The sequence below is a fragment of the Klebsiella sp. GG_Kp173 genome, assembly GCF_040062415.1.
Taxonomy (GTDB): Bacteria; Pseudomonadota; Gammaproteobacteria; order Enterobacterales; family Enterobacteriaceae; genus Klebsiella; species Klebsiella quasipneumoniae.
Window position 1 is genome coordinate 43,209 of sequence record NZ_JBEAFZ010000089.1, and the last position, 26,140, is coordinate 69,348.

Consider the following 26,140-nt stretch of genomic DNA (forward strand, 5'->3'; position numbering starts at 1 on the left):
AGCGTAACGATGTTGGTGTCGGGCCGTTAAGCGCTTTACACTACAGGAAAATCCTAACCTTCGGGGTATCTATGAAATTAGCACTTCTGGGTCGTCAGGCGCTGATGGGCGCGATGGCCGTTGTTTTGATGGCTGGCGTTAGCGTGAAAACTTTTGCGGCGGAAAACCTGCTCAATCAGATTAAAGAGCGCGGCACCCTGCGCGTGGGCCTCGAAGGCACCTATCCTCCTTTTAGCTTCCAGGGCGATGACGGTAAGCTGACCGGCTTTGAAGTGGAGTTCGCCAACGAGCTGGCGAAACATCTGGGCGTGAAGGCTGACCTCAAACCGACCAAGTGGGACGGTATGCTGGCCTCGCTGGATTCCAAGCGCATTGACGTGGTGATTAACCAGGTCACTATCTCTGATGAACGTAAGAAAAAATACGATTTCTCCACCCCGTACACGATCTCCGGTGTGCAGGCGCTGGTGAAGAAAGGCAACGAAGGCGCGATTAAAACCGCAGCGGATCTGAAAGGCAAGAAAGTGGGCGTCGGGCTGGGCACTAACTATGAAGAGTGGCTGCGTCAGAACGTCCAGGGCGTGGATGTCCGCACCTATGATGACGATCCGACCAAATACCAGGATCTGCGCGTAGGCCGTATTGACGCCATTCTGGTTGACCGTCTGGCGGCGCTGGATCTGGTGAAGAAAACTAACAACACGCTGGCGGTAACCGGCGAAGCGTTCTCCCGTCAGGAAGCTGGCGTTGCACTGCGCAAAGGCAACGATGACCTGCTGAAAGCGGTAGATGGCGCGATCGCGGATATGCAGAAAGATGGCAGCCTGAAGGCCCTGTCAGAGAAATGGTTTGGCGCTGACGTGACAAAATAAAGGCCAGCGGTGAAAAAAGGCGCTCCTGGAAGCGCCTTTTTTTATTTAGCGCGTAACTGTGTGCATAATGAAGCATAACTGAGTCAGGAGGGGCCATGTCACTGCAAAATTTAACCCGCTTTCCGCGTCTGGAATTGATCGGCGCGCCGACGCCGCTGGAGTATCTGCCGCGTCTGTCCGATCACCTCGGGCGCGAAATATTTATCAAACGTGATGATACGACGCCGCTGGCGATGGGGGGAAACAAACTGCGCAAGCTGGAGTTTCTCGCCGCCGATGCGCTGCGCGAAGGGGCGGATACTTTAATTACCGCCGGCGCGATCCAGTCTAACCATGTGCGCCAGACGGCGGCGGTCGCCGCCAAACTGGGCTTGCACTGCGTGGCGCTGCTGGAAAATCCCATCGGCACCCGTGCGGAGAACTATCTGAGCAATGGCAACCGCCTGCTGCTGGATCTGTTTAATACCCAGGTTGAGATGTGCGATGCCCTGACCGATCCCGCTGCGCAGCTCGACGAGCTGGCGACCCGTATCGAAGCGCAGGGGTACCGCCCGTATGTCATTCCGGTCGGCGGTTCAAACGCCCTTGGGGCGCTAGGCTATGTGGAAAGCGCGCTGGAAATCGCCCAGCAGTGCGAAGACGCGGTGGAGATTTCGTCGGTGGTGGTGGCCTCCGGGAGCGCCGGCACCCATGCCGGACTGGCGGTCGGCCTTGAACAGCTGATGCCGCAGGCGGAACTGATTGGGGTGACGGTGTCGCGCGCGGTTGCCGACCAGCTGCCGAAAGTGGTAGCGCTGCAGCAGGCCGTGGCCAACAGCCTTGAGCTGCAGGCGAAAGCCGACATCATCCTGTGGGACGATTACTTTGCCCCAGGCTACGGGACGCCAAATGAGGAAGGAATGGCCGCCGTGAAGCTGCTGGCGCAACTGGAAGGTATTTTGCTCGACCCGGTTTATACCGGCAAAGCGATGGCCGGACTTATCGATGGCATTACGCAGAAACGCTTTAAGGATGAAGGGCCGATTTTGTTCGTCCATACCGGCGGAGCGCCGGCGCTGTTTGCCTATCATCCTCACCTCTAATACAGAAACCACAGCATGCAAGAAAGTATTCAACTGGTCATCGATTCTGCGCCTTTTCTGCTGAAAGGCGCCGTCTTTACGCTGCAGCTGAGCATTGGCGGGATGTTTTTCGGCCTGGTGCTGGGCTTTATCCTGGCGCTGATGCGCATGTCGACCCTCTGGCCGGTAAAATGGCTGGCGCGCATGTATATCTCCATTTTTCGCGGGACACCGCTTATCGCCCAGCTGTTCATGATCTACTACGGCTTGCCGCAGTTTGGCATTGAGCTTGACCCGATCCCGGCGGCGATGATCGGCTTATCGCTGAACACGGCGGCCTACGCGGCGGAAACCCTACGCGCGGCCATCGCCTCGATTGACAAAGGGCAATGGGAAGCGGCGGCCAGTATCGGTATGACCCCCTGGCAGACGATGCGTCGGGCTATTTTACCCCAGGCGGCGCGGGTCGCTTTGCCGCCGCTCTCTAACAGTTTTATCAGCCTGGTAAAAGATACCTCGCTGGCGGCGACGATCCAGGTGCCGGAGCTGTTCCGTCAGGCGCAGCTTATCACCTCGCGTACGCTGGAGGTCTTCACCATGTATCTGGCCGCCTCTCTGATCTACTGGGTGATGGCGACGGTACTCTCCTCGCTGCAGAACTATTTTGAAAACCAGCTGAACCGCCAGGAGCGTGATCCGAAATGAGTGCGATTGAAGTAAAAAGCCTGGTGAAAAAATTCCATGGCCAGACGGTGCTCCACGGTATCGACCTCGAGGTGCAGGAAGGCGAAGTGGTGGCAATCATCGGCCCCAGCGGCTCGGGTAAAACCACCCTGCTGCGCAGCATTAATCTGCTGGAGCAACCGGAGAGCGGCACTATCCGCGTCGGCGATGTGACGATCGACGCTGGTCGCAGCCTCGGGCCGCAAAAAGGGCTTATCCGTCGGCTGCGCCAGCACGTTGGCTTTGTCTTCCAGAACTTCAACCTGTTTCCCCACCGGACGGTGCTGGAGAACATCATTGAAGGGCCGGTCATCGTAAAAGGTGAAGACAAGCAGGAGTCGATGGCGCGGGCGCGCGATCTGCTGGCGAAAGTGGGCCTCAGCGGCAAAGAGAACAGCTATCCGCGCCGCCTCTCTGGCGGGCAGCAGCAGCGGGTCGCGATTGCCCGCGCGCTGGCCATGCGTCCGGACGTGATCCTGTTTGATGAACCGACCTCGGCTCTCGATCCCGAGCTGGTAGGGGAGGTGCTCAATACCATCCGCCAGCTGGCGCAGGAGAAACGCACCATGGTTATCGTGACCCATGAAATGAGCTTCGCTCGCGACGTTGCCGATCGGGCGATTTTTATGGATCAGGGACGCATCGTTGAACAAGGCGAGGCCAAAGCGCTGTTCGCCTCGCCTCAGCAGCCGCGAACCCGCCAGTTCCTCGAAAAATTCCTGATGCAATAGAGCAGGCGCTGGCGCGGCGGCTCGCCTTCGTGTGAGCCGCCGCAATGAGCCCAATTCCACGCTGGGGTAACACCCCATCGTCACGTCTTTGTGCTATTTACTCCCCTGGCCGTATACACCGCTTCCCATCCCCCCTTGTAGGGTGTAGAAAATGAAGGGAGGGGCCTTAGTTTCAGCGCAGCGAACTGGGAAAAGGCAAGTCTTCAGGCTAATAAATGCGACAGCTACGATATTTTATACATATAAATAAGATTTATGTGTTAGTTTTCTGTATTTATAATAATGATTATCAATCAGGAGTTATTTGCACAGCTATGAGGGACAATGATTTTTTCAGCTGGCGGCGGGATATGCTGCATCAATTTCAGTCCATGGCCGCCGCTCAGGAGGTTTATAATCTCCTGCAACGAGAAACAGAAACGCTGGAATATGATTTCTATACGCTTTGTGTACGTCACCCGGTGCCTTTCACCCGCCCCCGCGTCACGTTTCAGTCGACCTATCCCCGCGCATGGATGTCTCATTACCAGGCAGAGAATTATTTCGCCATAGATCCCGTATTACGCCCGGAGAATTTTATGCGTGGCCATCTGCCGTGGGAAGATGGGCTGTTTCGCGATGCGCAGGCGTTATGGGACGGCGCGCGCGACCATGGTCTGCAAAAAGGGGTGACACAGTGCCTGACGTTGCCGAATCATGCTCAGGGTTTTCTCTCCGTCTCCGCGAACAACCGTTTGCCGAACGCTTATGCTGAAGATGAGCTGGAGCTGCGCTTGCGAACGCTGACGGAGCTGAGCCTGCTGACGCTCTTGCGTCTTGAAGATGAGATGGTGATGCCGCCGGAGATGAAATTCAGCCGGCGCGAACTGGAGATCCTCAAATGGACCGCGGAAGGAAAGACCTCTGCGGAGGTGGCGATGATTCTCTCGATTTCGGAAAATACGGTCAATTTCCATCAGAAGAATATGCAACGGAAATTTAACGCGCCGAATAAAACGCAAATTGCCTGTTACGCTGTGGCGACAGGGTTAATCTGAAGGCGCCTGCCGTTCTGCGTGCCAGACGTGATACCGGCTGTCAGTCATACTTTCAGCCGGTACAGGATTACTGCCGATAAGCTTGTTTAATTTGCTTAACGGTGCTGGAGAATACGGCGGCCTGAGCCTCATCTTCCATCTGCGCGATCTGCTTTTCCATTTTAATAATCACGCGACCTGCATCTGCCTGGCCCATCGCCTGCAGCATCAGCGTCATCATCGCTTTCAGGCAGGAGACTTCCTGCGCCAGTTCCTGATTATTTTCTGCAGTGGAAAAATCTGGTGTGCTCATCGATATCCTCGTTTACTCGCTGCGCTATTGCGCTCTACTCAATGTGAAGGCCGCGCAGTATACCACAAGCGACAGAAAAAAAAGGAGTGCTTAATTTCTGTTCTCTCATCTGAGCTGTGAATGGTTTTATGCTTCAGATAAGACGTAATAGCCATCGTCAGGCCAATAATTGCCACTATCTATTTAGTACGTTAATAATTGTTACATATTTAGCTTCGTATTTATGCGCTACGTAATCTGTTGTGTTTTTTGTGCCTTCTGTATGGGGATTGTTAAAAAATAAGACTCGTGCAACCGACTGTTCGCAATGACTTTCCACTGAGTGTGCACAGACATTGCCATAAATGAGAGCCAAATCGAGGCGAGGGCATTTTTTTGCCTTTTAAAATAGCAATAAAACCCGGTAATATGTGGGAGATAAAGTATCAGTAGCGTTATCCCTCATTCTGGAGATTATTCCTTTGATCAACGTTCTTCTTGTTGATGACCACGAACTGGTGCGCGCAGGGATACGACGCATTCTGGAAGATATAAAAGGGATTAAAGTCGCTGGCGAAGCCTGCTGCGGCGAAGACGCCGTCAAGTGGTGCCGGGCTAATTCCGCCGATGTCGTCCTGATGGACATGAACATGCCCGGGATCGGGGGTCTGGAAGCGACGCGCAAAATTGCGCGCTCGGTAGCGGGCACAAAAGTGATCATGTTGACCGTGCATACCGAGAATCCCTTACCTGCCAAGGTCATGCAGGCGGGGGCGGCAGGCTATCTCAGTAAGGGCGCCGCGCCACAGGAAGTGGTGAATGCGATTCGCTGCGTCGCGTCAGGGCAACGTTATATTGCCTCTGATATTGCTCAGCAAATGGCGTTAAGTCAGATTGAACCGGAAAAAACAGAATCGCCGTTTGCCAGTTTGTCTGAACGCGAATTGCAGATTATGCTGATGATCACCAAAGGTCAGAAGGTGAATGAGATCTCAGAGCAGCTGAATCTGAGTCCTAAAACGGTTAACAGCTATCGTTATCGGATGTTCAGCAAATTGAACATTCATGGTGATGTCGAGCTGACCCACCTGGCAATTCGCCATGGCCTGTGTAATGCGGAGTCGTTAGCAAGCCAGTGAGTGATGTTTTTGACGCAAAAGCTTTCCTGAAAACGGTAACTAGCCAGCCCGGTGTGTATCGGATGTATGATGCTGGCGGAACCGTCATCTATGTTGGCAAAGCCAAAGATTTGAAAAAGCGGCTCAGCAGCTACTTCCGCAGCAACCTCGCGTCGCGTAAAACGGAAGCGCTGGTGGCGCTGATCGCGCAAATCGACGTGACCGTCACCCATACCGAGACGGAAGCGCTGCTGCTTGAGCACAACTATATCAAGCTGTACCAGCCGCGGTACAACGTGCTGTTGCGCGACGATAAGTCGTATCCTTTTATTTTCCTCAGTGGCGATACCCATCCGCGTCTGGCGATGCATCGTGGCGCCAAACATGCGAAGGGCGAGTATTTTGGTCCTTTTCCCAACGGCTATGCCGTGCGCGAGACCCTGGCGCTGCTGCAGAAGATCTTTCCCATCCGTCAGTGTGAAAACAGCGTCTACCGCAATCGCTCCCGTCCCTGTCTACAGTATCAGATTGGCCGCTGCCTCGGGCCGTGCGTGGCGGGGCTGGTCAGTGAAGACGAGTATGCTCAGCAGGTGGAGTATGTGCGGCTGTTTCTTGCCGGCAAAGATGACCAGGTGCTGACTCAGCTCATCGCGCGGATGGAGAAGGCGAGCCAGAACCTTGAGTTTGAAGAGGCGGCGCGCATTCGCGACCAGATTCAGGCCGTCCGCCGCGTGACGGAGAAACAGTTTGTCTCTAACACCGGCGACGATCTTGACGTGATCGGGGTTGCCTTCGATGCCGGCATGGCTTGCGTCCATGTACTGTTTATCCGCCAGGGTAAAGTACTGGGCAGCCGCAGCTACTTCCCGAAAGTGCCGGGCGGTACCGAGCTGGGCGAGGTCGTCGAGACCTTTGTCGGCCAGTTCTATCTGCAGGGCAGCCAGATGCGCACGCTGCCGGGGGAAATTTTGCTCGACTTTAACCTCGGAGATAAGACGCTGCTGGCCGAGTCGCTGTCAGAACTGGCGGGGCGTCGAATCCATGTGCAGACCAAGCCGCGCGGCGACCGGGCGCGTTATCTTAAGCTGGCGCGCACCAATGCCGCGACGGCGTTAACCACCAAATTGTCTCAGCAATCGACTATTCATCAGCGTCTGCAGGCGCTGGCCTCCGTGCTGGAGCTGCCGGCGGTGAAGCGGATGGAGTGCTTTGATATCAGCCACACCATGGGCGAACAGACCGTCGCCTCCTGCGTGGTATTTGACAGCAATGGTCCGCTGCGCGCGGAGTACCGGCGATACAATATCGCCGGCATCACCCCGGGCGATGACTATGCGGCGATGAATCAGGTCCTGCGCCGTCGCTATGGCAAAGCGATTGATGACAACAAGATTCCTGATGTGATCCTGATAGACGGCGGCAAGGGGCAGCTGGCGCAGGCGAAAGCGGTATTTGCGGAGCTGGACGTCCCCTGGGATAAACATCATCCGCTGCTGCTGGGCGTGGCGAAAGGTAGCGATCGTAAAGCCGGCCTGGAAACGTTATTCTTTGAGCCGGAAGGCGAGGGGTTTAGCCTGCCACCGGATTCGCCGGCTCTGCACGTGATCCAGCATATCCGCGATGAATCGCATGATCATGCAATCTCCGGCCATCGCAAAAAACGGGCGAAAGTGAAGAACACCAGCTCGCTTGAGACTATCGAGGGGGTGGGGCCGAAGCGTCGCCAGATGCTGCTGAAGTACATGGGTGGACTGCAGGGGCTGCAGCAGGCCAGCGTCGAAGAAATTGCCAAAGTACCGGGCATCTCTCACGCTCTGGCAGAAAAGATCTTCTACTCGTTGAAACATTAGGGGCTCTGTAGCAACATAGGGCTAATTTTTACTTACAACAGATAGTTACCCGTCACTATGCAATTTAATATCCCTACGTTGCTTACTCTGTTCCGCGTCATCCTGATCCCGTTCTTTGTGCTGGCGTTTTATCTGCCCTTTATCTGGGCGCCGTTTGCCTGCGCGCTGATTTTCTTTGTTGCCGCTGTGACCGACTGGTTTGATGGTTTCCTCGCCCGTCGCTGGAACCAGAGTACCCGGTTCGGCGCCTTCCTCGATCCGGTGGCCGATAAAGTCATGGTGGCTATCGCCATGGTGCTGGTCGCTGAGCACTATCACACCTGGTGGGTCACGCTGCCGGCGGCGACGATGATTGCCCGGGAAATTATTATCTCCGCGCTGCGCGAGTGGATGGCGGAGTTGGGAAAACGCAGCAGCGTGGCGGTCTCGTGGATTGGCAAAGTAAAAACCACCGCGCAGATGACCGCCCTGGTGTGGATGCTGTGGCGTCCTTATCCGTGGGTGGAATGGGCAGGGATCGCGCTTTTCCTCGTGGCGGCGGTGCTGACGCTGTGGTCGATGCTGCAATATTTGAACGCGGCGCGCGGCGATTTGCTTGATCAGTGATCGTTTCGCCGTTATTTTCAGCAAACGATGCAAAGTTGCGAAAAATACCGTTGACTCACCGCGAGAGATAAGTAGAATGCAACGCATCGAACGGCGGCACAGTCTTCCAGACGATAACAAAATCAAGTGATTAGCAAATAACTTGATGATGCGGGAATAGCTCAGTTGGTAGAGCACGACCTTGCCAAGGTCGGGGTCGCGAGTTCGAGTCTCGTTTCCCGCTCCAAATTAATAGCATCGGCATAGGCGGGTGCTTCAGTATCAAAGGCGCGTTAGCAAAGCGGTTATGTAGCGGATTGCAAATCCGTCTAGTCCGGTTCGACTCCGGAACGCGCCTCCACTTTATATCCCGAGCCCGGATGGTGGAATCGGTAGACACAAGGGATTTAAAATCCCTCGGCGTTCGCGCTGTGTGGGTTCAAGTCCCACTCCGGGTACCATTGGGATAAAAGCAGAATAATCAAAGCAATAAGCAGTGTCGTGAAACCACCTACGGGTGGTTTTTTTGTTTTTAAATCCCTCTTCATTACGACATGTCATCCTGTTTCTCTTATCCATCTTGCGCTACACCCGAATTATTGTCACTGGCTAAGCCTGCGCCTGGAGATACGGGGGGCCGCTCTGAATCCGGGCAAGGAGAGGCTTGAAGTCAAGGTCTGTGGTCGGCACAGACTTCTGGCATAGAGGCTTACCGTAGTGAAGCAGGTCCGGGTCGCGGCGGATAATGGGTTTAACGGGTGGGTGATTATACGTTCGGGACGATCTCGCTCCCCCAGGCCAGCAGGTAGGAAGCGAGTGGGTACAAGACGAGACAGCGGACCGGTGTTGGAACCGTCTCTATAGTTCGAGGTTGAAAGAAAGTACTTTCGATATAAATACCATCTCATCCGTAAGCGAGGGGAATTTGCCGGTAAATTTTTCTTCAGACTCCGGGGTAAAACGATATAGCGAATAATTGTCCCCAGAAGCGATGCTCTCCAGTTGAATATGAGAGGGGTTCTGCAGTGAAAAAGCTAACAGATAGAAGTTCGTCGTGTGCTGAGCCAGTTCAGCGACTAATGCCGGGGGCACCTTTACAAGATTGATCTCTTATCTGCAGCAAATGACAAAAAGCTTGCCATCCGCACTTTTTAATATGTTCCTGAACCTCTTTACTGCCCGGACGTAATACGCCTAAACGGTTCGAGGAATCGCGATGGGTGAAAATCGTCCCACAGGCAATCGATGACCATCGCGGGGCAGGAAAAAATCCAGTCAAAAGGCAGAGAGGTGTTTTCAGATTGAATTTTTTCAGTGTCCGCGATGTTAAACAATGGCTTCCTGGCGACACAATGTGCTTTACAGCCAACCGCTCTTGAGTCTCCGTCCTTGATACACAATGTGGCGGGAGACACATATTCTCGAATGCCATTCTGGATGTTGTTAATCCCTTGAACTCGTCACTGTTTATCAGCGATGAGTTCAGAAGTTGCGCTGATTCTGCAAGCGGCTTGTCAGAAGTTGCGTGATAATAGTTTTCAGGACCGTCAGGATCTGCAGGTCGACCCAGTAATATTTTATACGTTGACTTTATTAATCATATCTTTAGATATTTTTCCTGGATGTTATCTGTCATTTTTTATCCATTTGAAGCCGTAGTGGTACCTTATTTAATTGCTGCTTATATATAACAACATCAATCATGCGGTCTTATGGCAAATTGATTTAAGATTGGCAATGCAGCAAAAAATAGCGACTGCAGGGAACGGCGTCGTTGAATATCCTCGGCAGAATCGGGTGGCTATCGATGTCTGGGCTGACAGCGGCAATATCGCGAATGGGATCCCCCCGTAGTGGGGAACCACCCCATTGTCACCGGCAATCGCTCATTTGTCCCAGGACAAAACGATCTCTCCCTGCTACTATCGTCCGGACACTTCTCCCTGCCTGCCGGAGGCATCATGTTCACAGGGCTTTGCGCATTTCCGTTAACGCCGCTGCATCAGCAAAATATCGATGAAAAAGCGTTTATTCGTATTCTTGCTCGTCTTACCGATGCCGGAGTCGACTCCCTGGGCATCTTAGGCTCAACCGGCAGCTACGCTTATCTCAGTCGTGAGCAGCGCAAGCGGGTCGTGCAGGTGGCGAAGGCGCATGCCGGGCCGACCCCGATGATGGTCGGCGTCGGCGCCATCGCCACCTGCGAGGTGCTGCGGCTGGTGGAGGATGCTCAGCAGGCCGGGGCGGATGCATTGCTCCTGCCGATGATGTCCTATCAGCCGCTGTTTGCGGAGGAGATCTATGCTTTTTACGAGGAGGTCTGCCGGCATGCCTCGGTGCCGGTTTGCCTGTATGACAATCCCCGTACCACCCATGTGACGTTATCGGATGAGCTGCAGGGGCGCATTGCCGCCTTACCGGCCATCGCCTCGATTAAAATTCCCGGTCTGCCCGCGCCACAGGCCAGCGAACGGGTGGCGGCGCTGCGTCGTCATCTGCCTTGCGGCGTCACGCTTGGCGTGAGCGGTGACGTCCGGGCGACAGCCGGCTTGCAGGCCGGCTGTGAGGTCTGGTACTCGGTCTGCGGCGGACTCTTTCCCCGGATCTCACTGGCGCTGGTAAAAGCCATCCGTCACGGCGACGCGGAACAGGTGGCGGCGCTGAATAAGCAACTGGCGCCCCTCTGGCGGTGCTTTGACCGCTACGGCGGCAGCCTGCGGGTGATCGCCGCCGCTGCGGCTATTCTGGGATTGTGCGACCCTGACTCGCTTCCCCGCCCCTTGCTGCCGTTAGGGGATGAGGCCTGTCGCGACGTGGCGGCGGCGCTACAAGGGCTGGCCTGATTGTGTCGGGTCGGCGCAGGCGCAATGGGCGCAGCCGGGTGGCTTTCTGCCGGCATTTCGGCTACTGTAGGCCCGATTTTTACCATGCGAGCCTGTGAATGAATACCGGACCCTTAAACGAAAACGAACTGGAATGGCTGGACGAGACGCTGGCGAAATACGCCACCGAAGGCGCTATTCTGGATGTCTCTGAACTGGATGGCCTGCTGACGGCGATCCTCTCGGCGCCCACCGCTATTGAACCCGCCCAGTGGCTGTTGGCGATCTGGGGTGGCGCAGATAACGTGCCACGCTGGGCCAACGACCGCGAGCGCGATCGCTTTGTCAATCTGACGCTGCAGCATATGAGCGATATCGCCGAACGACTCGAGTCTTATCCCGATCAGTTCGAACCGCTGTTCGGCACCCGCGAAGCGGAAGGTCAGGAACTGACCATCGTTGAAGAGTGGTGTTTTGGCTATCTGCGCGGCGTGGCGCTGAGCGACTGGTCGACGCTGCCCGCTGAACTTCAGCCTGAGCTGGAGGCGATTGCGCTTCACGGTAGCGAAGAACAGTTTTCTACGCTGGATAATCTGACGGCGGATGAATTTATCGCCAGTATCGAGCGTATCACCCCGGCGGCGCTGGCGCTTTACCAGTACTGGATGGCGAATCCGCAGCCGGAGGTGGTCCCGCAGCCGGTAAGAAATGAGACGAAAGTCGGACGTAACGATCCCTGCCCGTGCGGCAGCGGTAAAAAGTATAAGCAGTGTTGCTTAGCGAAATGAAAAAGGGGCCGGCTGGCCCCTTCTTTTATCTATCCCACCGCCGGTAACAGCCCGGCGACGATGCAGAACTGGATCGCCACGATGCCGATCCCGCACAGCAGGACCAGCCACAGCGCCGGGGCGCCGCCGGCCACCCGCCAGGCGGCCTGCGGATGCAGTCGGCGACTCTTCATGACCAGCATGGCCGGTAACATCAGGGCCAGAACGGCCAACGCCACCCCGGCGTAGCCCAGGGCCATGACGAAGCCGCGGGGATAGAACAGGGCGAACGCCAGCGGCGGCAGAAAGGTGATCATCCCGCTCTGCAGACGCCCGCTGACGTTGTTTTTGCGCTGAAACATATCGGCCAGATAATCAAACAGCCCGAGCGAGACGCCGAGGAAGGAGGTCGCCAGCGCAAGGTCGGCAAACAGGTGTACTGCCAGCTCCACGTGCGGTGACGCTACCACTTCGCGGATCGCCTCCAGCAGACCGTTCAGACCGGCATGTTGCGCAAGCAGGGCGGTAAAGGCTGGGGCGTCAATACTGCCCAGCGTCGCCAGCTGCCAGAAAATATAGGCCACCAGCGGAATAAAACTGCCGATAATAAACACCCGACGCAGTTTACGGATATCGCCCCCCAGATAGCTGACGATGCTCGGCACGCTGCCGTGAAAGCCGAAGGAGGTAAAGATCACCGGAATGGCCGACAGAGCCAGGCCTTGCTCAACCGGCAGCGTGAGGAGATTCACCTGATGAATGTGCGGCATCAGCAGGGCCAGCATAATCACCAGGAAGACGATTTTGGCGCTAAACAGGAAGCGATTGAACAGGTCGACCAGCGCGGTGCCAATGCACACCACCGCCCCGCCGAGCAGGGTGAAGATCAGTACGCCTGCGGCCGGCGGCAGCTGCCAGTCCAGCCACTGGTTGAGGCTGGAAGCGAGTAATTCGCCGGCGCCACTAATGTAGGCCGCCGTGAGGGCGTATAACAGAAACAGCATGCACAACCCGGTGATCCACTGTCCGTAACGGCCCAGATAGCGCGCCGCCAGAGAACCGAGCCCCATATCGGCAGGGACATGCTGGTAGACTTCCAGCAGCAAAAGGGCGGTATAGCACATCAATGCCCACAGGGTGAAAAGTAAACCCAGCGTGACGGTAAACCCGACGCCTGCGGCGGCCAATGGCATTGCCAACATTCCTGCACCGATTGTGGTGCCGGCTACGATTAAAATACTGCCCAGAGTGCGGTTCTTCACGCTTTTCGCTATCCCTACAGCAAATCACAATAATTTATGCCGCGCAGAGTAGGGGATATTGCGTCTTTCGTCAAATCAGGGTTACAAGCAGTGTAATCAAAACTTTACGAATTCGAAAGGGCGAAAGCCTGCGCTGGCGCAAGGCGCGGGCCGCCGGTCTGGCCTAAGCTGACGTTTTTTTCCGGAGGGGTTATGTCTTCTATACATGGTCATGAAGTGCTGCAGATGATGCTGGCGTCGGGGGAGTGCTGGACGGCAGCTTCGCTGGAGGCGGCCATACACCGTCGCTTTGGCGCAGAGGCGCGTTTTCACACCTGTTCGGCGGAAAATCTGAGCGCTGCGGAGCTGGTGGCGTTTTTAGAGCAAAAAGGTAAATTTATTGCCAGAGCGACAGGGTTTACCACCGCAGAAAATAAGATTTGCCAGCATTAAAAATGCCGCGACGGAGAAGCGTCGCGGCGCGAGCAATTAATTCTGCGTATCGAGAGTGGCCAGCTCTTTGTCGATAAAGTACAGACCTTCACCGCTTTTCCCGGCGAGGGTCAGTTTGTCAATTACCGATTTAAATAATTTCTCTTCTTCATGCTGTTCGGCGACATACCACTGCAGGAAATTAAAGGTCGGGTAATCCTGACTGGTCATAGCCGCGTGCGCCAGTTCATTAATTTTTTGCGTGATCAGCTGCTCGTGCTCATAGGTCTGGCGGAACAGTTCATCCAGTGACGCATACTCGGCAAACGGGGAGGCGATGGCGTTGATGCGCGGCAGGCTGCCGGTGTCGGTCAGGTAGTCGAACAGGCGCTGCATATGGGTCATCTCTTCCTGGGCATGGCGACGCAGGAAGGCCGCAGCCCCTTCAAAACTATGGTAACTGCACCAGGCGCTCATCTGCTGATAAAGAAGAGAAGAATAAAGTTCAAGATTCATCTGTTCATTCAGTTTGTCGATCATTTCCGTTTTCAGCATCGTCGCGCTCCTGGAATTAAAAAATAGATGTTATCGGCTGCCACTATAATTTGTTATTTAATTATTTGCAAAAAGTAAATTTAAAAATATTTTATTTAAAATGCTAATGGGAATAACACGCATTGGCAATTTAATAATAAATGAGAATAGTTTTAATTTATTATTAGTTTTTTGCGGAAGCGAAACGACGCCCTCTGCGGGTTGCCAGGTGGGGAGCGCCATGCGGAGTCGTCCTGATGAGGGGCGACACGGTAACCTGAGCGGCAGAGGCGGTGAAAGTGTGAAGCGCTGCGTAATTTTTAAAACAACTTTTCATAAAATTTGAAGGTTTGTTTTCCAGGTAGTAGAGTGCAGTCAACGCCAATGACATTCTGCGGGCAGGCCCGCACAGCATTCAGGAGAGTAAACCATGAAGATTGCACTGATGATGGAGAACAGCCAGGCGAACAAAAACGCCATCATCCTCAAGGAGCTTAACGCGGTTGCCGACGAAAAAGGATTTCCGGTCTTTAACGTCGGTATGAGCGATGAGAACGATCATCATCTGACCTATATTCACCTCGGGATCATGGCCAGCATCCTGCTGAATTCGAAGGCGGTTGACTTCGTGGTCACCGGCTGCGGTACCGGCCAGGGAGCGCTGATGTCGCTGAACATCCATCCTGGCGTGGTCTGCGGCTACTGTATCGACCCGGCGGACGCGTTCCTGTTTGCCCAGATCAACAACGGTAACGCGCTGTCGCTGCCGTTTGCCAAAGGTTTCGGGTGGGGTGCCGAGCTGAATGTGCGCTTTATCTTTGAAAAAGCCTTTACCGGTCGTAACGGGGAAGGCTATCCGCCGGAGCGCAAAGAACCGCAGGTGCGTAATGCCGGGATCCTCAACCAGGTCAAAGCGGCGGTAGTCAAAGAAAATTATCTCGACACCCTGCGCGCCATCGATCCGGAGCTGGTGAAAACTGCGGTCTCTGGCCCTCGCTTCCAGCAGTGCTTCTTCGAAAACTGCCAGGATAAAGCGATCGAAGCGTTCGTCCGTCAGATCGTCGGGTAATCGTTATCAGGGCCAGCGCCGCTGGCCCTTCCATCATTCAGGTTTTCTTCGCCGACACGCTGCTGCCTGCCGTTTTAGCCAGATGCAGGCTGTCGATCATCCCCACCAGACAGATCACCGCGATAAACACAAATGCCAGGCGAAAGCTGATCCCCGGAACGGCGGAAAGGTGCAGCCAGTCGCCGACCTGTTCCCCCAGGCGAATGCCGATCGCCCCAAGCGTGATCCCCAGCCCCACCGCCAGCTGCGACGCGGTACTGAACAGGGTATTGGCATCGCTCATCTGCGCGGCGGGGACATCGGCAAAGGCCAGCGTGCTCACGCCTGTGAACTGGACAGAGCGAAACACCCCGCCGAGATAAAGGATCAGCATGATCGCCCAGACCGGGGTTTGCGGCGTGAGCAGCGCGCAGGCCAGCAGCGAACAGACGTTCAGCGCGCCGTTGATCAACAGCAGGCGACGAAAGCCCAGCCAGCGGATCAGCGGCGTGGTGGCGGGTTTAATGGTTAAATTGCCGACAAATACCGCCAGCACCAGCAGGCCGGAGTGAAAGGGATCCATACCGAACCCCACCTGGAACAGCAGGGGGAGCAGAAAGGGCACTGCGCTGATGGAGGCCCGGAACAGCGAGCCGCCGTACATCGTCACCCGGAACGTCGGCACCTGCAGGGCGTCGAGACGAACCATAGGCGCCGCCGCCCGGCGGAAATGACGAATGGAATATAACAGACAACTGAAGCCCAGCGCGGCGAGGGCCAGCGTCGGCCAGATCTGCGGCTGGCGATCGCCGAGCCGTTCCATCGCGGTCACCAGGCTGACCATCGCCACCGCGGTTGTGATAAATCCTGTCATATCGAAGGCGCGCCGCTCCGTTTCGCGGATATCAGGAATGATGCGCAGCGACAGGATAATCGCCGCGACGCCCAGCGGGACATTGATAAAGAAGATCCAGTGCCAGCTGGCGTAGCGGGTAATAAACCCTCCCAAAGGCGGGCCGATAATGGGGGCCACCAGCGCCGGCCAGGTGAGGGTGGCGATGGCTTTAATCAGTAGGTGTTTCGGCGTGGTGCGCAGTACCGCCAGACGGCCGACGGGGACCATCAGCGCGCCGCCGATCCCCTGCAGGATACGCATGGCGACAAAGGTATGCACGTCGCTGGAGAGGCCGCAAAAGATCGAGGCAAGGGTAAAAATGGCCAGAGCGAGGGTGAAGATAGCCCGGGCGCCGAAGCGATCGGCGATCCAGCCGCTGGCCGGGATCAGCACCGCGAGGGTTATCAGATAGGCGCTGATGCCGATATTAAGCTCGACGGCGGTGACGCCAAAATCTCTCGCCATGTCGGGCAGGGCAGTAGCGATCACCGTCCCGTCGAGAAACTCCATAAAAAAGGCGCCAGCCACCAGCAGCGCCGGGGCTGAAAAGGCACGTTCGTTACCGGAAGAGATCGCGGTGTTCATGTTGTCGCTGCCATCAAGGGGATCCTCGGCAAAGCGGCAGCAGAGGCGCCGCCAGCCACTCGGGTGGTGAAAAAAACCTGCCGCGGCAGGTTTTATTATCGTTATCGATTTAGGGTACTATTACGCTCCTGAAAAAAGGAGTAATTAATGTCTCAACATCTTACCGAACACGACGAGCTGGTTTCCGATGTGGTTGCCTGCCAGCTGATTATCAAGCAGATCCTCGACGTGATTGACGTCATCGCGCCGGTGGAAGTGCGTGAAAAAATGACCAGTCAGCTGAAAGCCATCGACTTCGCCAGTCACCCGGCTTCTGCCGACCCGGTGACGCTTCGCGCGGTGCAAAAAGCGATTGCCCTGATTGAGCTGAAGTTTACCCCGCAGGAAGAAACGCATTAATAACCGGCCCCGCGGATTACCGCCGGGGCCTTTTTCTTTAATGAGAAACCACGGTCTGCACTGGCGCAGGCTCAGCGGTTTTAAACAATTTGCTGTTGCCCCAGCACTCTTCGTAGCGATGGCCAACCAGATCCTCTACGATTGCCCGCACCTCCGGCGCAATATCACTGATTTTACCGCCTGCTTTAATCCGCGCGACTTCCTGCAGAACCACCAGATGAGCTTTACGGTCCAGTTTCATCTGCTTACTGAAGACGATGGCGGCCAGGGCTAAGGCGACGACACCGACGCAGAATACCACCGCGATGGCGGTCACGGCGCTTTCCGGTTGGCTGTGCGCTTTTGACTGGAAACCGTAAAAGCTCAGGATGGCTCCCATCGAAAACACCACAATCGAGCGCAGAATTTTCCCTGAGAAGGTCATGGCGCCGGCATAGATGCCTTCCCGGCGGCGTCCGGTGTAGATTTCGTCGACATCGGCGAGGAAGGTGTAAACGGTCCAGGGAATATAGTAAACCCCGCCGGTCCCCAGGCCGAACAGCACGGTAATACCGAACATCAGCACTGTCGCCAGGCCTGACGGCAGATGGAAGAACCACAGCGAGGTATACAGCAGGACTGCGAAAATCACGATCCCCAGCGCGAGGATATAGGGTTTGCTAAAGCCCTTTTTCACACACAGGCCGATAAACAGCGCGGTGGAGATCAGCTGCAGAATCGAGTTCAGGCTGTTCAGCCCGGCCACCATTGCCGGATCGTGCTGCAGAACGAATATCACGAAATAGGTGAAGATGGAGGCAAACAGCCATTCCGCGCCAAACCCGCACAGGTACATACCGAGATGTTTGCGGAACACGCGCAGATAAAAGGTGGAACGCATGTCTTTCGCCAGCGACAGCAGGGTGCTCAGCAGCCCCTTTTTCGCGCTGGTATCCACGGCTTCCGCACGCTCGCGCTCCCAGCTGCACAGCCACAGGCAGGTAATCGCGACGATCAGGATCGCGCCATAGGTCAGCCCGGTGAGGAAGAAAGGGGTGGCGGAATCTTTGCCGTACAGCAGAATGAACTGTCCGGGAATAAACGCGGCGAGGAAGTTGGCCAGCTTGCCGAAGATGGCTTTATAGCCGGTGAGCTTTGAGCGTAGCGAGAAATCATCGGTCATCTCTGTCGCCAGCGTCTCATAGGGCACCATGATGGAGGTATAGATGATCTCAAACACCACATAGGTACACAGGTAGTACCAGAAACTCAGACCCTCTACCCATAGCAGCGGGTAGAACAGCATCAGAGGAATGCCGATCAGCAAAAAGAAGCGCCGACGTCCAAAGCGCTTGCCTAACCGCGTTTTGCCAAAATTATCCGTCAGATAGCCCATCAGCGGGTTGCTGATGGCGTCGATGATGCTGGCGACGGAGAAGATAAATGAGGCCTCGATCAGCGTCAGGCCGCAAAAGGTCGTATAAAAATAGAGTAGCCATGCTCCGCTTATCGCCAGTGCGCCACTCCCTAACAGATTACCGCCGCCGTAGGCTAACTGATGGCGTAACAAGATCGGTCTTCCCTGCAGCCCTTCAGAGGCTGAAGCCGTGTATCTAGCCATAAAAAATAAACCTCGTGTTTTATATTTTTGAAACGCTGTTTTTATATTTCTTTATGACTCAACAAAAAGTGACCGCGCTCACTAATCCCCCCTAAGGGGTAACGGTGACGAGGGAATGGGATCGAGTTAAAACTTTTTTATTCGTTTGAGGAATAAATAGCAGGGGAGAATAGCAAGAACGGATTAATAAACAGGGCGGGGCAGCGCGAACGCGCTCCCCCTGACCGGGCGAGAAAGGCCCGGCGCGTCTGATTAGTGGGGTTTCTGTGACGCTCCGACGAGGGCCATCAGACGGCGATCGGTCTGTTCCATACCTATCCCGGCTTTGTCGGCATTGCGAATTTCCTCGAGCACGCTTTGCAGCAGCAGCCCATCCTGCTGCTGCTCTTCCGCCAGGCGGGTCAGAAAACGCCAGGTGTTGTCATCGCTCTGCGCTTTGGCTTCCTCGGCGAGACCGCTCAGCATACTGCTCCGCTGGCGGTAATCGACCAGGGTTTGGGTAAAGAGATCTTCCAGCGAGGTACATTCGGGATTACAGGCGCGGTCGGGATTGACTATCGGCCAGCTGCCGGCTTTTTTCAGATAGTCAAATACGCGCATGGTGAGGGTGATGCTGCATTGCGCGCGGTTGCGCAGAAATGTCGCGGCGCCGTCGAAGCGATGCCGGGCACACCACTCGCTTAAGTTCAGGTAAACGTTAGAGGCGTGGAACTCAAGGTTCATCTGGGTGTTTAGCTTTTGTGCCATTCCTGGAACTGCCATAAAAATATCCTTATTAACCGGGAAGGGGTTACTGGTGCGCGTCAGCGGTTCCTGGAGCAAACAACAGGATAAAAGAGTGACGCGCTGCACTGTTGCAGAATAATAAAACTCTACACATTCCGTATGAGTCGGGTAATTTTTCCACTTGCCGACAATTTAAGAATACTCGCTGAATGCGATTAAGAAAACTCTCATGATGGATAATTTACGTTTTGTTACACCATTATTCCTGCATGACGACATGCAGTGGGATTGCGGCTCAGGCTGGGGAATGAGTGTGGTGTGTTAGGTATAAGTTATAGATATTTGACTACGAGATTCATCGTATAACTCAAAGCTATAAGTTATTTCAGAGGGCAATGTTTCGTTGTGATGATAATTATTTTTATTTTTTGTTGCAGGCTTTTCTATGCAGCGGGAATATCTTTTATCAATTCGGAATAAATTACGCAAAAGATCCGTTTTATCGCGATATAAAACGGCCGACGCTGGACTGGCGGCGCGCGTCCGTTGCACAACAGCGCCGGTGGGCAGTCGACCGCCGCTGCGACCCCCTTAGTCGCTGATTATAACAGTGCCGTAACCCTCTGTTAAACACCCACTGACATCACAAGGATAAGCCTGCTGGTGGTATAGATGATCCTGCTATTCACTGGCTAAATTGTATGACAATTGAGTCTTTTTTTATGTCTTTTTTTGCTAAATCTATGTACGCAATTACTGTAATTCCGCGATGTGATAATGCTCTCGTATGGAGAAATAATTTCCGGGTATTACTACTCTAACAACGGCAGTAGGGGATGCGATTTTTCTAATGCCTTGTTTTGATGCTGATAAAAAAGTTAATTCCGATTTTTCCCTACATGAAAGCGAATTAAAGCTGGAGTTTACCATGCACAAATTTACTAAAGCGCTGGCGGCCATTGGTCTCGCAGCGGTTATGTCACAATCAGCTATGGCGGAAAACCTTAAATTGGGTTTTCTGGTGAAACAGCCGGAAGAGCCATGGTTCCAGACCGAGTGGAAATTTGCTGATAAAGCAGGAAAAGATTTAGGCTTTGACGTCATTAAAATAGCGGTACCGGATGGTGAGAAAACCCTGAACGCCATCGATAGCCTGGCGGCCAGCGGCGCGAAGGGCTTTGTCATCTGTACCCCCGATCCTAAGCTCGGCTCGGCGATAGTCGCTAAAGCACGCGGCTATGACATGAAGGTGATTACCGTCGATGACCAGTTCGTCAACGCCAAAGGTAAACCGATGGAGAGCGTGCCGCTGGTGATGATGGCGGCCAGCGAAATTGGCGCCCGCCAGGGACAGGAGCTGTATAAAGAAATGCAGAAACGCGGCTGGGATGTCAAAGACACTGCGGTGATGGCCATCACCGCCGATGAGCTGGACACCGCCCGTCGTCGCACCACCGGCTCCATCGATGCCCTGAAGGCGGCCGGCTTCCCGGAAGCGCAAATCTACCGCGTTCCGACAAAATCTAACGATATCCCGGGGGCGTTTGACGCCGGTAACTCAATGCTGGTCCAGCACCCGCAGGTGAAACACTGGCTGATCGTTGGGATGAACGATAACACTGTGCTTGGCGGCGTGCGTGCCACTGAAGGGCAGGGCTTTAAAGCGCCGGATGTGATTGGTATTGGCATCAACGGCGTGGATGCCGTCAACGAACTGTCGAAGGCGCAGCCGACCGGCTTCTATGGCTCCCTGCTGCCAAGCCCGGACATCCATGGCTATAAAACCAGTGAAATGCTCTACAACTGGGTCACCAAGGGCGTTGAGCCGCCGAAGTTCACTGCGGTGACCGATGTGGTGCTGATTACCCGCGATAACTTCAAAGAAGAGCTGGCGAAAAAAGGGCTGTAACAGCCCGGTTGAACTGGCCCCCGCCGCGGCGGGGGCTGAGTGCAGAAGAGCGGAGTCGTTATGCAACAGTCTACCCCTTATCTCTCATTTCGCGGCATCACCATGACGTTCCCTGGCGTAAAGGCCTTGTCCGATATCAGTTTTGACTGCTACCCAGGACAGATCCACGCGCTGATGGGCGAAAATGGCGCAGGCAAATCGACACTGTTGAAAATTCTCAGCGGTAACTACATCCCCACCGCTGGCCACCTGCAGATCGGCGGCCAGCAGATGGCGTTCACTAATACGATGGCGGCGCTCAACGCCGGCGTGGCGATTATCTATCAGGAGCTGCATCTGATCCCGGAGATGACCGTCGCGGAAAATATCTATCTTGGCCAGCTGCCGCACAGAGGCGGCATCGTCAACCGCTCGCTGCTCAACTATGAGGCCCGCCTGCAGCTGGAGCATCTGGGGCTGGATATCGACCCGGAGACGCCGCTGAAGTATCTCTCCATTGGCCAGTGGCAGATGGTGGAGATTGCCAAAGCGCTGACGCGTAACGCCAAGATTATCGCCTTCGATGAACCGACCAGCTCGCTCTCCGCCCGGGAGATCGACAACCTGTTTCGCGTTATCCGCGAGCTACGGGAGGAGGGGCGGGTCATTATCTATGTCTCGCACCGGATGGAAGAAATTTTTGCCCTCAGTGATGCCATCACCGTCTTTAAGGATGGTCGCTACGTCTGCACCTTTGACGATATGTCGAGCGTCAGCCACGACGCGCTGGTCCAGGCGATGGTCGGGCGCAATCTGGGTGATATTTACGGCTGGAAACCTCGTCCCTATGGCGAAGAGCGGCTGCGTCTGGAGGAGGTCAAAGCCCCGGGCGTGCGCACGCCGGTCAGCCTCTCGGTGCGCAGTGGCGAAATCGTCGGCCTGTTCGGGCTGGTGGGCGCCGGGCGCAGCGAACTGATGAAAGGTCTGTTCGGCGGGACGCGGATCACCGGCGGTCAGGTGTATATCGATGGCCAGCCCGTCGACATCCGCAAACCGGCCCAGGCCATCCAGGCCGGGATGATGCTGTGTCCGGAAGATCGTAAAGCGGAGGGGATTATTCCGGTTCACTCCGTGCGCGACAACATCAATATCAGCGCCCGGCGCAAGCATATCCACGCCGGCTGCCTGATCAACAACGCCTGGGAGGCGGACAACGCCGATCAGCATATCCAGTCGCTGAACATTAAAACGCCGGGCCCGGAACAGCTGATCATGAACCTGTCTGGCGGCAACCAGCAGAAAGCGATCCTTGGCCGCTGGCTGTCGGAAGAGATGAAGGTGATCCTGCTTGATGAGCCCACCCGCGGCATCGATGTCGGCGCCAAACATGAAATTTACAACGTGATATATGGCCTCGCCGCCGCCGGTGTCGCCGTGGTATTTGCCTCCAGCGACCTGCCGGAAGTGCTGGGCGTCGCCGACCGCATCGTGGTGATGCGTGAAGGGCAAGTCGCCGGCGAACTGCTGCATGAAGAAGCCAATGAACAGCAGGCGTTAAGCCTTGCGATGCCAAAAGTGAGTCAGGCTGTCGCCTGAGTAAGGAGTAAATGATGTCATCAGTGACTACGTCCGGCGCTACCCGCTCTGCCTTTAGCTTCGCCCGTATCTGGGATCAGTTTGGCATGTTGGTGGTGTTTGCGGTGCTGTTTATCGGCTGCGTAATTTTTGTGCCTAACTTTGCCTCATTCGTCAACATGAAGGGGTTGGGGCTGGCGATCTCGATGTCCGGGATGGTGGCCTGCGGCATGCTCTTCTGCCTGGCCTCCGGCGATTTCGACCTGTCGGTGGCGTCGGTTATCGCCTGTGCCGGGGTCACTACCGCGGTGGTGATTAACCTGAGCGAAAGCCTGTGGCTGGGGATTGCCGCCGGTCTGCTGCTGGGGGCGGTCAGTGGCCTGGTCAACGGCTTTGTCATTGCCCGTCTGAAGATAAACGCCCTGATCACAACGCTGGCCACTATGCAGATTGTCCGCGGCCTGGCCTACATTATCTCCGACGGTAAAGCGGTGGGGATCGAAGATGAGCGCTTCTTCACCCTCGGTTACGCCAACTGGTTTGGTCTGCCGGCGCCGATCTGGCTGACGGTCGCCTGCCTGGTGGTTTTCGGATTATTACTAAACAAAACCACCTTTGGCCGTAATACGCTGGCTATAGGCGGCAATGAAGAGGCGGCGCGTCTGGCCGGTGTTCCGGTGGTGCGCACCAAGATTATTATCTTTGTGCTCTCCGGTCTGGTGTCGGCCGCGGCGGGGATTATCCTGGCGTCGCGAATGACCAGCGGCCAGCCGATGACTTCGATTGGCTATGAGCTGATTGTTATTTCGGCCTGTGTGCTGGGCGGGGTGTCGCTGAAGGGCGGGATCGGCAAGATCTCCTACGTGGTGGCCGGGATCCTGATCCTCGGGACCGTGGAAAATGCGATGAACCTGCTTAACATCTCGCCGTTCTCGCAATACGTCGTGCGCGGGGTCATCCTGCTGGCGGCGGTGATCTTTGACCGTTACAAACAAAAAGCCAAACGTGCGGCCTGATTTCAGGCATAACTTTTAAGTCTACAGAGTAATTGCCGCCAGCGCCCGTTTCGCTGGCGGTATCTATCAAAAATGGCGAGGTTGGTCACACTGTCTATACTTACATGGCTAACATATAATTAACAACCAGCTTCGGCTGGCCATGATAAGGAGGAAACAGGGTGGATAACCAGATATCTGTACCGCCTGCGCTAACCGGAAACTACGCTTTTTTCTTTGACCTCGACGGTACTCTTGCCGATATCCAGCCGCACCCCGATCAGGTGGTGATACCCGACAACACGCTGCAGGCGCTCAACGCGCTGGCCCGGCAGCAGGGCGGGGCGGTGGCATTGATTTCAGGGCGCTCAATGGCTGAACTTGACGCGCTGACCCATCCCTGGCGGCTACCGCTGGCCGGCGTTCACGGGGCCGAGCGCCGTGATATCAATGGTAAAACCTATATTGTCTCTCTGCCGTCGGCCCTGCGGGATGAAATCGCGGCTGAGCTGAGCTCGGCGCTGCAGGCGCTCCCCGGGTGCGAGCTGGAGAGTAAAGAGATGGCCTTCGCGCTGCACTACCGTCAGGCCCCGCAGCAGCAGACCGCGGTGCTGGAGCTGGCGCAGCGCATTGTTCAGCGCTACCCGCTGCTGGCGCTGCAGCTTGGCAAGTGCGTGGTGGAGATTAAACCCCGCGGTGTCAACAAAGGGGAGGCGATCACTGCCTTCATGCAGGAAGCGCCGTTTGCCGGTCGCGAACCGGTTTTTGTTGGCGATGATTTGACCGACGAGGCGGGATTCAGCGTGGTGAATCAACTGCAGGGAATGTCGATAAAAGTTGGCGCCGGGGAAACTCAGGCGCACTGGCGGTTGGCGGATGCCGCCGCCGTAAGGACGTGGTTGCAACATCTGGCGTATGACGCGCAAACCGAAAGGAGGGATGACCATGAGTCGTTTAGTCGTAGTCTCTAACCGTATCGCCTTACCGGACGATAAAAAATCGAGCGCTGGCGGTCTGGCCGTCGGCATCCTGGGGGCACTGAAAGCGGCAGGGGGTCTGTGGTTTGGCTGGAGCGGCGAAATTGGCGATGACCAGCAGCCGCTGAAGCAGGTCTCCCGCGGAAATATTTCATGGGCATCGTTCAACCTTAACGAACGTGACCATGATGAATACTACAACCAGTTCTCTAACGCCGTGCTGTGGCCGGCCTTCCACTATCGTCTTGATCTGGTCAGCTTCCAGCGCGAAGCCTGGGAGGGATATCAGCGAGTTAACGCCATGCTGGCTGACAAGCTTCTACCGCTGATCGAGCCAGATGATACGTTGTGGATCCATGATTACCATCTGCTGCCCTTCGCCAGCGAACTGCGCAAGCGCGGGATCAACAACCGCATCGGCTTCTTCTTGCATATTCCTTTCCCGACGCCGGAGATTTTTAATGCGCTACCGCCGCACGCTGAGCTGCTGGAGCAACTGTGCGACTACGATCTGTTGGGCTTCCAGACTGAAAGCGACAGAACCGCCTTTCTCGACAGCATTGCCATGCAGACCCGACTCTCCGACCTCGGAGACAAACGCTATCAGGCGTGGGGTAAAGCGTTTAGCACCGAGGTTTATCCGATAGGGATCGATCCGGACGAGATTACGCGCAACGCCAAAGGTCCGCTGCCGCCGAAGCTGGTCCAGCTGAAAAACGAGCTCAAAAACGTGAAGAATATCTTCTCGGTGGAGCGCCTTGACTACTCGAAAGGGTTGCCGGAGCGGTTTCTCGCCTACGAGACGCTGCTCGAGAAGTATCCTCAGCATCACGGCAAGATCCGTTATACCCAGATCGCGCCGACGTCCCGCGGCGATGTGCAGGCCTATCAGGATATCCGCCACCAGCTGGAAACCGCAGCCGGACGCATCAATGGCCAGTTCGGCCAGCTTGGCTGGACTCCGCTTTACTATCTGAACCAGCATTTTGACCGTAAACTGCTGATGAAGGTCTTCCGCTACTCTGACGTTGGGCTGGTGACGCCGCTGCGCGATGGTATGAACCTGGTGGCGAAGGAATACGTGGCGGCGCAAGATCCGGATAACCCTGGCGTACTGGTCCTGTCGCAGTTTGCCGGCGCGGCGCAAGAGCTGAACAGCGCCCTGATCGTCAATCCCTACGATCGCGACGAGGTTGCTGCCGCGCTGGATCGCGCCCTAAGCATGCCGCTGGCGGAACGTATTGCCCGTCATTCCGCGATGCTGGATGTGATCAGAGAAAATGATATTCATAACTGGCAGGCGCGCTTTGTCGACGATCTGCAGCATATTTCGCCGCGCAGCGAGGAGAGCCGCCTGCGGGGGAAGATAGCCACGTTCCCTAAACTGGCCTAGTTCAGGAAAAGGGCT

Annotated in this window: 24 protein-coding genes, 3 tRNA genes and 2 pseudogenes; 22 read left to right on the plus strand and 7 right to left on the minus strand. The window is 55.6% G+C overall.

What is annotated here, in order from left to right; genetic code table 11:
- Nucleotides 1-71: 71 nt before the first annotated feature.
- The 5 genes from tcyJ (at nucleotide 72) to sdiA (ending at nucleotide 4,424) form a co-directional block, all read left to right on the plus strand.
- Nucleotides 72-872: a cystine ABC transporter substrate-binding protein gene (tcyJ, locus tag ABLU50_RS24825; RefSeq protein WP_004203468.1), complete on the plus strand. Its 801-nt coding sequence runs from the start codon at nucleotides 72-74 to the stop codon at nucleotides 870-872.
- A 95-nt stretch (nucleotides 873-967) separates the two neighbouring features.
- The gene (dcyD, locus tag ABLU50_RS24830) at nucleotides 968-1,954 is read left to right on the plus strand and encodes a D-cysteine desulfhydrase (RefSeq protein ID WP_004203467.1); all 987 of its coding nucleotides are present in this window, start codon (nucleotides 968-970) and stop codon (nucleotides 1,952-1,954) included.
- Between the two features lie 15 nt (nucleotides 1,955-1,969).
- A complete protein-coding gene (gene tcyL, locus ABLU50_RS24835; RefSeq protein WP_004203466.1) occupies nucleotides 1,970-2,638 on the plus strand; it encodes a cystine ABC transporter permease in 669 nt (222 codons plus the stop codon).
- Entirely contained in the window at nucleotides 2,635-3,387 is a 753-nt protein-coding gene (gene tcyN / locus ABLU50_RS24840) for an L-cystine ABC transporter ATP-binding protein TcyN (RefSeq protein ID WP_004203465.1), read from the plus strand. Before tcyL ends, tcyN begins: the two co-directional genes overlap by 4 nt.
- 314 nt (nucleotides 3,388-3,701) lie before the next feature.
- Nucleotides 3,702-4,424 carry a transcriptional regulator SdiA gene (gene sdiA / locus ABLU50_RS24845; protein ID WP_004203458.1) on the plus strand — a complete coding sequence of 241 codons (723 nt, stop codon included), beginning with the start codon at nucleotides 3,702-3,704 and terminating at the stop codon, nucleotides 4,422-4,424.
- Nucleotides 4,425-4,491: 67 nt separating this feature from the next.
- Here the strand turns inward: sdiA and ABLU50_RS24850 are convergent, their stop codons facing one another.
- Nucleotides 4,492-4,716: a DUF2594 family protein gene (locus ABLU50_RS24850; RefSeq protein WP_004203457.1), complete on the minus strand. Its 225-nt coding sequence runs from the start codon at nucleotides 4,714-4,716 to the stop codon at nucleotides 4,492-4,494.
- A 461-nt stretch (nucleotides 4,717-5,177) separates the two neighbouring features.
- On the opposite strand from ABLU50_RS24850, the gene uvrY reads away from it, so the two are divergent.
- The 8 genes from uvrY (at nucleotide 5,178) to ABLU50_RS24890 (ending at nucleotide 11,858) form a co-directional block, all read left to right on the plus strand.
- Complete coding sequence (gene uvrY / locus ABLU50_RS24855) at nucleotides 5,178-5,834, plus strand: UvrY/SirA/GacA family response regulator transcription factor (protein WP_002911539.1); 657 nt, start codon at nucleotides 5,178-5,180, stop codon at nucleotides 5,832-5,834.
- Nucleotides 5,831-7,663 carry an excinuclease ABC subunit UvrC gene (uvrC, locus tag ABLU50_RS24860; RefSeq protein WP_017900233.1) on the plus strand — a complete coding sequence of 611 codons (1,833 nt, stop codon included), beginning with the start codon at nucleotides 5,831-5,833 and terminating at the stop codon, nucleotides 7,661-7,663. The genes uvrY and uvrC overlap by 4 nt, the downstream gene beginning before the upstream one ends.
- A gap of 57 nt (nucleotides 7,664-7,720) precedes the next feature.
- Nucleotides 7,721-8,269 (plus strand): CDP-diacylglycerol--glycerol-3-phosphate 3-phosphatidyltransferase, encoded by a 549-nt coding sequence (gene pgsA / locus ABLU50_RS24865; RefSeq protein WP_048295116.1) that lies wholly within the window; start codon nucleotides 7,721-7,723, stop codon nucleotides 8,267-8,269.
- 150 nt (nucleotides 8,270-8,419) lie between these two features.
- Nucleotides 8,420-8,495, plus strand: a tRNA-Gly gene (locus ABLU50_RS24870).
- Between the two features lie 40 nt (nucleotides 8,496-8,535).
- Nucleotides 8,536-8,609 (plus strand) — tRNA-Cys (locus tag ABLU50_RS24875).
- Nucleotides 8,610-8,622: 13 nt separating this feature from the next.
- Nucleotides 8,623-8,709 (plus strand) — tRNA-Leu (locus ABLU50_RS24880).
- 1,500 nt (nucleotides 8,710-10,209) lie between these two features.
- Nucleotides 10,210-11,091 carry a dihydrodipicolinate synthase family protein gene (locus ABLU50_RS24885; RefSeq protein WP_087832159.1) on the plus strand — a complete coding sequence of 294 codons (882 nt, stop codon included), beginning with the start codon at nucleotides 10,210-10,212 and terminating at the stop codon, nucleotides 11,089-11,091.
- Between the two features lie 98 nt (nucleotides 11,092-11,189).
- Nucleotides 11,190-11,858 carry a YecA family protein gene (locus ABLU50_RS24890; protein ID WP_087832160.1) on the plus strand — a complete coding sequence of 223 codons (669 nt, stop codon included), beginning with the start codon at nucleotides 11,190-11,192 and terminating at the stop codon, nucleotides 11,856-11,858.
- 29 nt (nucleotides 11,859-11,887) lie between these two features.
- Here ABLU50_RS24890 and tyrP read toward each other — a convergent pair whose 3' ends face one another.
- A complete protein-coding gene (gene tyrP / locus ABLU50_RS24895; RefSeq protein WP_004203453.1) occupies nucleotides 11,888-13,099 on the minus strand; it encodes a tyrosine transporter TyrP in 1,212 nt (403 codons plus the stop codon).
- Between the two features lie 192 nt (nucleotides 13,100-13,291).
- Between tyrP and ABLU50_RS24900 the strand changes: the two genes are divergently transcribed.
- Nucleotides 13,292-13,531 carry a YecH family metal-binding protein gene (locus ABLU50_RS24900; RefSeq protein ID WP_004203452.1) on the plus strand — a complete coding sequence of 80 codons (240 nt, stop codon included), beginning with the start codon at nucleotides 13,292-13,294 and terminating at the stop codon, nucleotides 13,529-13,531.
- A 36-nt stretch (nucleotides 13,532-13,567) separates the two neighbouring features.
- Here the strand turns inward: ABLU50_RS24900 and ftnA are convergent, their stop codons facing one another.
- Both ftnA and ABLU50_RS24910 read right to left on the minus strand, forming a co-directional pair.
- Entirely contained in the window at nucleotides 13,568-14,065 is a 498-nt protein-coding gene (ftnA, locus tag ABLU50_RS24905) for a non-heme ferritin (protein ID WP_004203451.1), read from the minus strand.
- A 57-nt stretch (nucleotides 14,066-14,122) separates the two neighbouring features.
- Nucleotides 14,123-14,230 (minus strand): annotated as a pseudogene (locus tag ABLU50_RS24910) (hypothetical protein); the annotation flags it as partial.
- Between the two features lie 244 nt (nucleotides 14,231-14,474).
- On the opposite strand from ABLU50_RS24910, the gene ABLU50_RS24915 reads away from it, so the two are divergent.
- The gene (locus ABLU50_RS24915; protein ID WP_004203450.1) at nucleotides 14,475-15,113 is read left to right on the plus strand and encodes an RpiB/LacA/LacB family sugar-phosphate isomerase; all 639 of its coding nucleotides are present in this window, start codon (nucleotides 14,475-14,477) and stop codon (nucleotides 15,111-15,113) included.
- A 37-nt stretch (nucleotides 15,114-15,150) separates the two neighbouring features.
- Here ABLU50_RS24915 and ABLU50_RS24920 read toward each other — a convergent pair whose 3' ends face one another.
- A complete protein-coding gene (locus ABLU50_RS24920; protein ID WP_023318632.1) occupies nucleotides 15,151-16,572 on the minus strand; it encodes an MFS transporter in 1,422 nt (473 codons plus the stop codon).
- 147 nt (nucleotides 16,573-16,719) lie between these two features.
- Between ABLU50_RS24920 and ABLU50_RS24925 the strand changes: the two genes are divergently transcribed.
- Nucleotides 16,720-16,971 (plus strand): DUF2766 family protein, encoded by a 252-nt coding sequence (locus tag ABLU50_RS24925; RefSeq protein WP_087832161.1) that lies wholly within the window; start codon nucleotides 16,720-16,722, stop codon nucleotides 16,969-16,971.
- 37 nt (nucleotides 16,972-17,008) lie between these two features.
- Here the strand turns inward: ABLU50_RS24925 and ABLU50_RS24930 are convergent, their stop codons facing one another.
- A complete protein-coding gene (locus tag ABLU50_RS24930; protein ID WP_004203444.1) occupies nucleotides 17,009-18,520 on the minus strand; it encodes an MFS transporter in 1,512 nt (503 codons plus the stop codon).
- Between the two features lie 65 nt (nucleotides 18,521-18,585).
- Between ABLU50_RS24930 and ABLU50_RS24935 the strand changes: the two are divergent.
- Nucleotides 18,586-18,720, plus strand: a pseudogene (locus tag ABLU50_RS24935) (succinate dehydrogenase).
- Nucleotides 18,721-18,823: 103 nt separating this feature from the next.
- On the opposite strand, the gene ABLU50_RS24940 reads toward ABLU50_RS24935, so the two are convergent.
- Nucleotides 18,824-19,333 carry a non-heme ferritin-like protein gene (locus ABLU50_RS24940; protein WP_032453399.1) on the minus strand — a complete coding sequence of 170 codons (510 nt, stop codon included), beginning with the start codon at nucleotides 19,331-19,333 and terminating at the stop codon, nucleotides 18,824-18,826.
- An 892-nt stretch (nucleotides 19,334-20,225) separates the two neighbouring features.
- Between ABLU50_RS24940 and ABLU50_RS24945 the strand changes: the two genes are divergently transcribed.
- From ABLU50_RS24945 to otsA, 5 genes are all read left to right on the plus strand, one after another.
- On the plus strand, nucleotides 20,226-21,206 hold the full coding sequence (locus tag ABLU50_RS24945) for an arabinose ABC transporter substrate-binding protein (protein WP_004203441.1): 981 nt from the start codon (nucleotides 20,226-20,228) through the stop codon (nucleotides 21,204-21,206).
- A 60-nt stretch (nucleotides 21,207-21,266) separates the two neighbouring features.
- Complete coding sequence (araG, locus tag ABLU50_RS24950; RefSeq protein ID WP_087832162.1) at nucleotides 21,267-22,781, plus strand: L-arabinose ABC transporter ATP-binding protein AraG; 1,515 nt, start codon at nucleotides 21,267-21,269, stop codon at nucleotides 22,779-22,781.
- Between the two features lie 14 nt (nucleotides 22,782-22,795).
- A complete protein-coding gene (araH, locus tag ABLU50_RS24955; protein WP_004203438.1) occupies nucleotides 22,796-23,776 on the plus strand; it encodes an L-arabinose ABC transporter permease AraH in 981 nt (326 codons plus the stop codon).
- Nucleotides 23,777-23,937: 161 nt separating this feature from the next.
- Entirely contained in the window at nucleotides 23,938-24,726 is a 789-nt protein-coding gene (otsB, locus tag ABLU50_RS24960) for a trehalose-phosphatase (RefSeq protein WP_004203436.1), read from the plus strand.
- Nucleotides 24,701-26,125: an alpha,alpha-trehalose-phosphate synthase gene (otsA, locus tag ABLU50_RS24965; protein WP_060656078.1), complete on the plus strand. Its 1,425-nt coding sequence runs from the start codon at nucleotides 24,701-24,703 to the stop codon at nucleotides 26,123-26,125. Before otsB ends, otsA begins: the two co-directional genes overlap by 26 nt.
- Nucleotides 26,126-26,140: the final 15 nt, after the last annotated feature.

What these genes read in the sequence shown, in the direction of transcription:
- araG (WP_087832162.1), top strand. Translation starts at nt 21,267, where the DNA reads ATGCAACAGTCTACCCCTTATCTCTCATTTCGCGGCATCACCATGACG.
- tcyL (WP_004203466.1), top strand. Translation starts at nt 1,970, where the DNA reads ATGCAAGAAAGTATTCAACTGGTCATCGATTCTGCGCCTTTTCTGCTG.
- tcyN (WP_004203465.1), top strand. Translation starts at nt 2,635, where the DNA reads ATGAGTGCGATTGAAGTAAAAAGCCTGGTGAAAAAATTCCATGGCCAG.
- ABLU50_RS24940 (WP_032453399.1), bottom strand. Translation starts at nt 19,333, where the DNA reads ATGGCAGTTCCAGGAATGGCACAAAAGCTAAACACCCAGATGAACCTT.
- ABLU50_RS24945 (WP_004203441.1), top strand. Translation starts at nt 20,226, where the DNA reads ATGCACAAATTTACTAAAGCGCTGGCGGCCATTGGTCTCGCAGCGGTT.
- ABLU50_RS24900 (WP_004203452.1), top strand. Translation starts at nt 13,292, where the DNA reads ATGTCTTCTATACATGGTCATGAAGTGCTGCAGATGATGCTGGCGTCG.
- ABLU50_RS24850 (WP_004203457.1), bottom strand. Translation starts at nt 4,716, where the DNA reads ATGAGCACACCAGATTTTTCCACTGCAGAAAATAATCAGGAACTGGCG.
- ABLU50_RS24920 (WP_023318632.1), bottom strand. Translation starts at nt 16,572, where the DNA reads ATGAACACCGCGATCTCTTCCGGTAACGAACGTGCCTTTTCAGCCCCG.
- ftnA (WP_004203451.1), bottom strand. Translation starts at nt 14,065, where the DNA reads ATGCTGAAAACGGAAATGATCGACAAACTGAATGAACAGATGAATCTT.
- dcyD (WP_004203467.1), top strand. Translation starts at nt 968, where the DNA reads ATGTCACTGCAAAATTTAACCCGCTTTCCGCGTCTGGAATTGATCGGC.
- tcyJ (WP_004203468.1), top strand. Translation starts at nt 72, where the DNA reads ATGAAATTAGCACTTCTGGGTCGTCAGGCGCTGATGGGCGCGATGGCC.
- araH (WP_004203438.1), top strand. Translation starts at nt 22,796, where the DNA reads ATGTCATCAGTGACTACGTCCGGCGCTACCCGCTCTGCCTTTAGCTTC.
- otsA (WP_060656078.1), top strand. Translation starts at nt 24,701, where the DNA reads ATGAGTCGTTTAGTCGTAGTCTCTAACCGTATCGCCTTACCGGACGAT.
- ABLU50_RS24885 (WP_087832159.1), top strand. Translation starts at nt 10,210, where the DNA reads ATGTTCACAGGGCTTTGCGCATTTCCGTTAACGCCGCTGCATCAGCAA.
- ABLU50_RS24915 (WP_004203450.1), top strand. Translation starts at nt 14,475, where the DNA reads ATGAAGATTGCACTGATGATGGAGAACAGCCAGGCGAACAAAAACGCC.
- pgsA (WP_048295116.1), top strand. Translation starts at nt 7,721, where the DNA reads ATGCAATTTAATATCCCTACGTTGCTTACTCTGTTCCGCGTCATCCTG.
- ABLU50_RS24925 (WP_087832161.1), top strand. Translation starts at nt 16,720, where the DNA reads ATGTCTCAACATCTTACCGAACACGACGAGCTGGTTTCCGATGTGGTT.
- sdiA (WP_004203458.1), top strand. Translation starts at nt 3,702, where the DNA reads ATGAGGGACAATGATTTTTTCAGCTGGCGGCGGGATATGCTGCATCAA.
- ABLU50_RS24890 (WP_087832160.1), top strand. Translation starts at nt 11,190, where the DNA reads ATGAATACCGGACCCTTAAACGAAAACGAACTGGAATGGCTGGACGAG.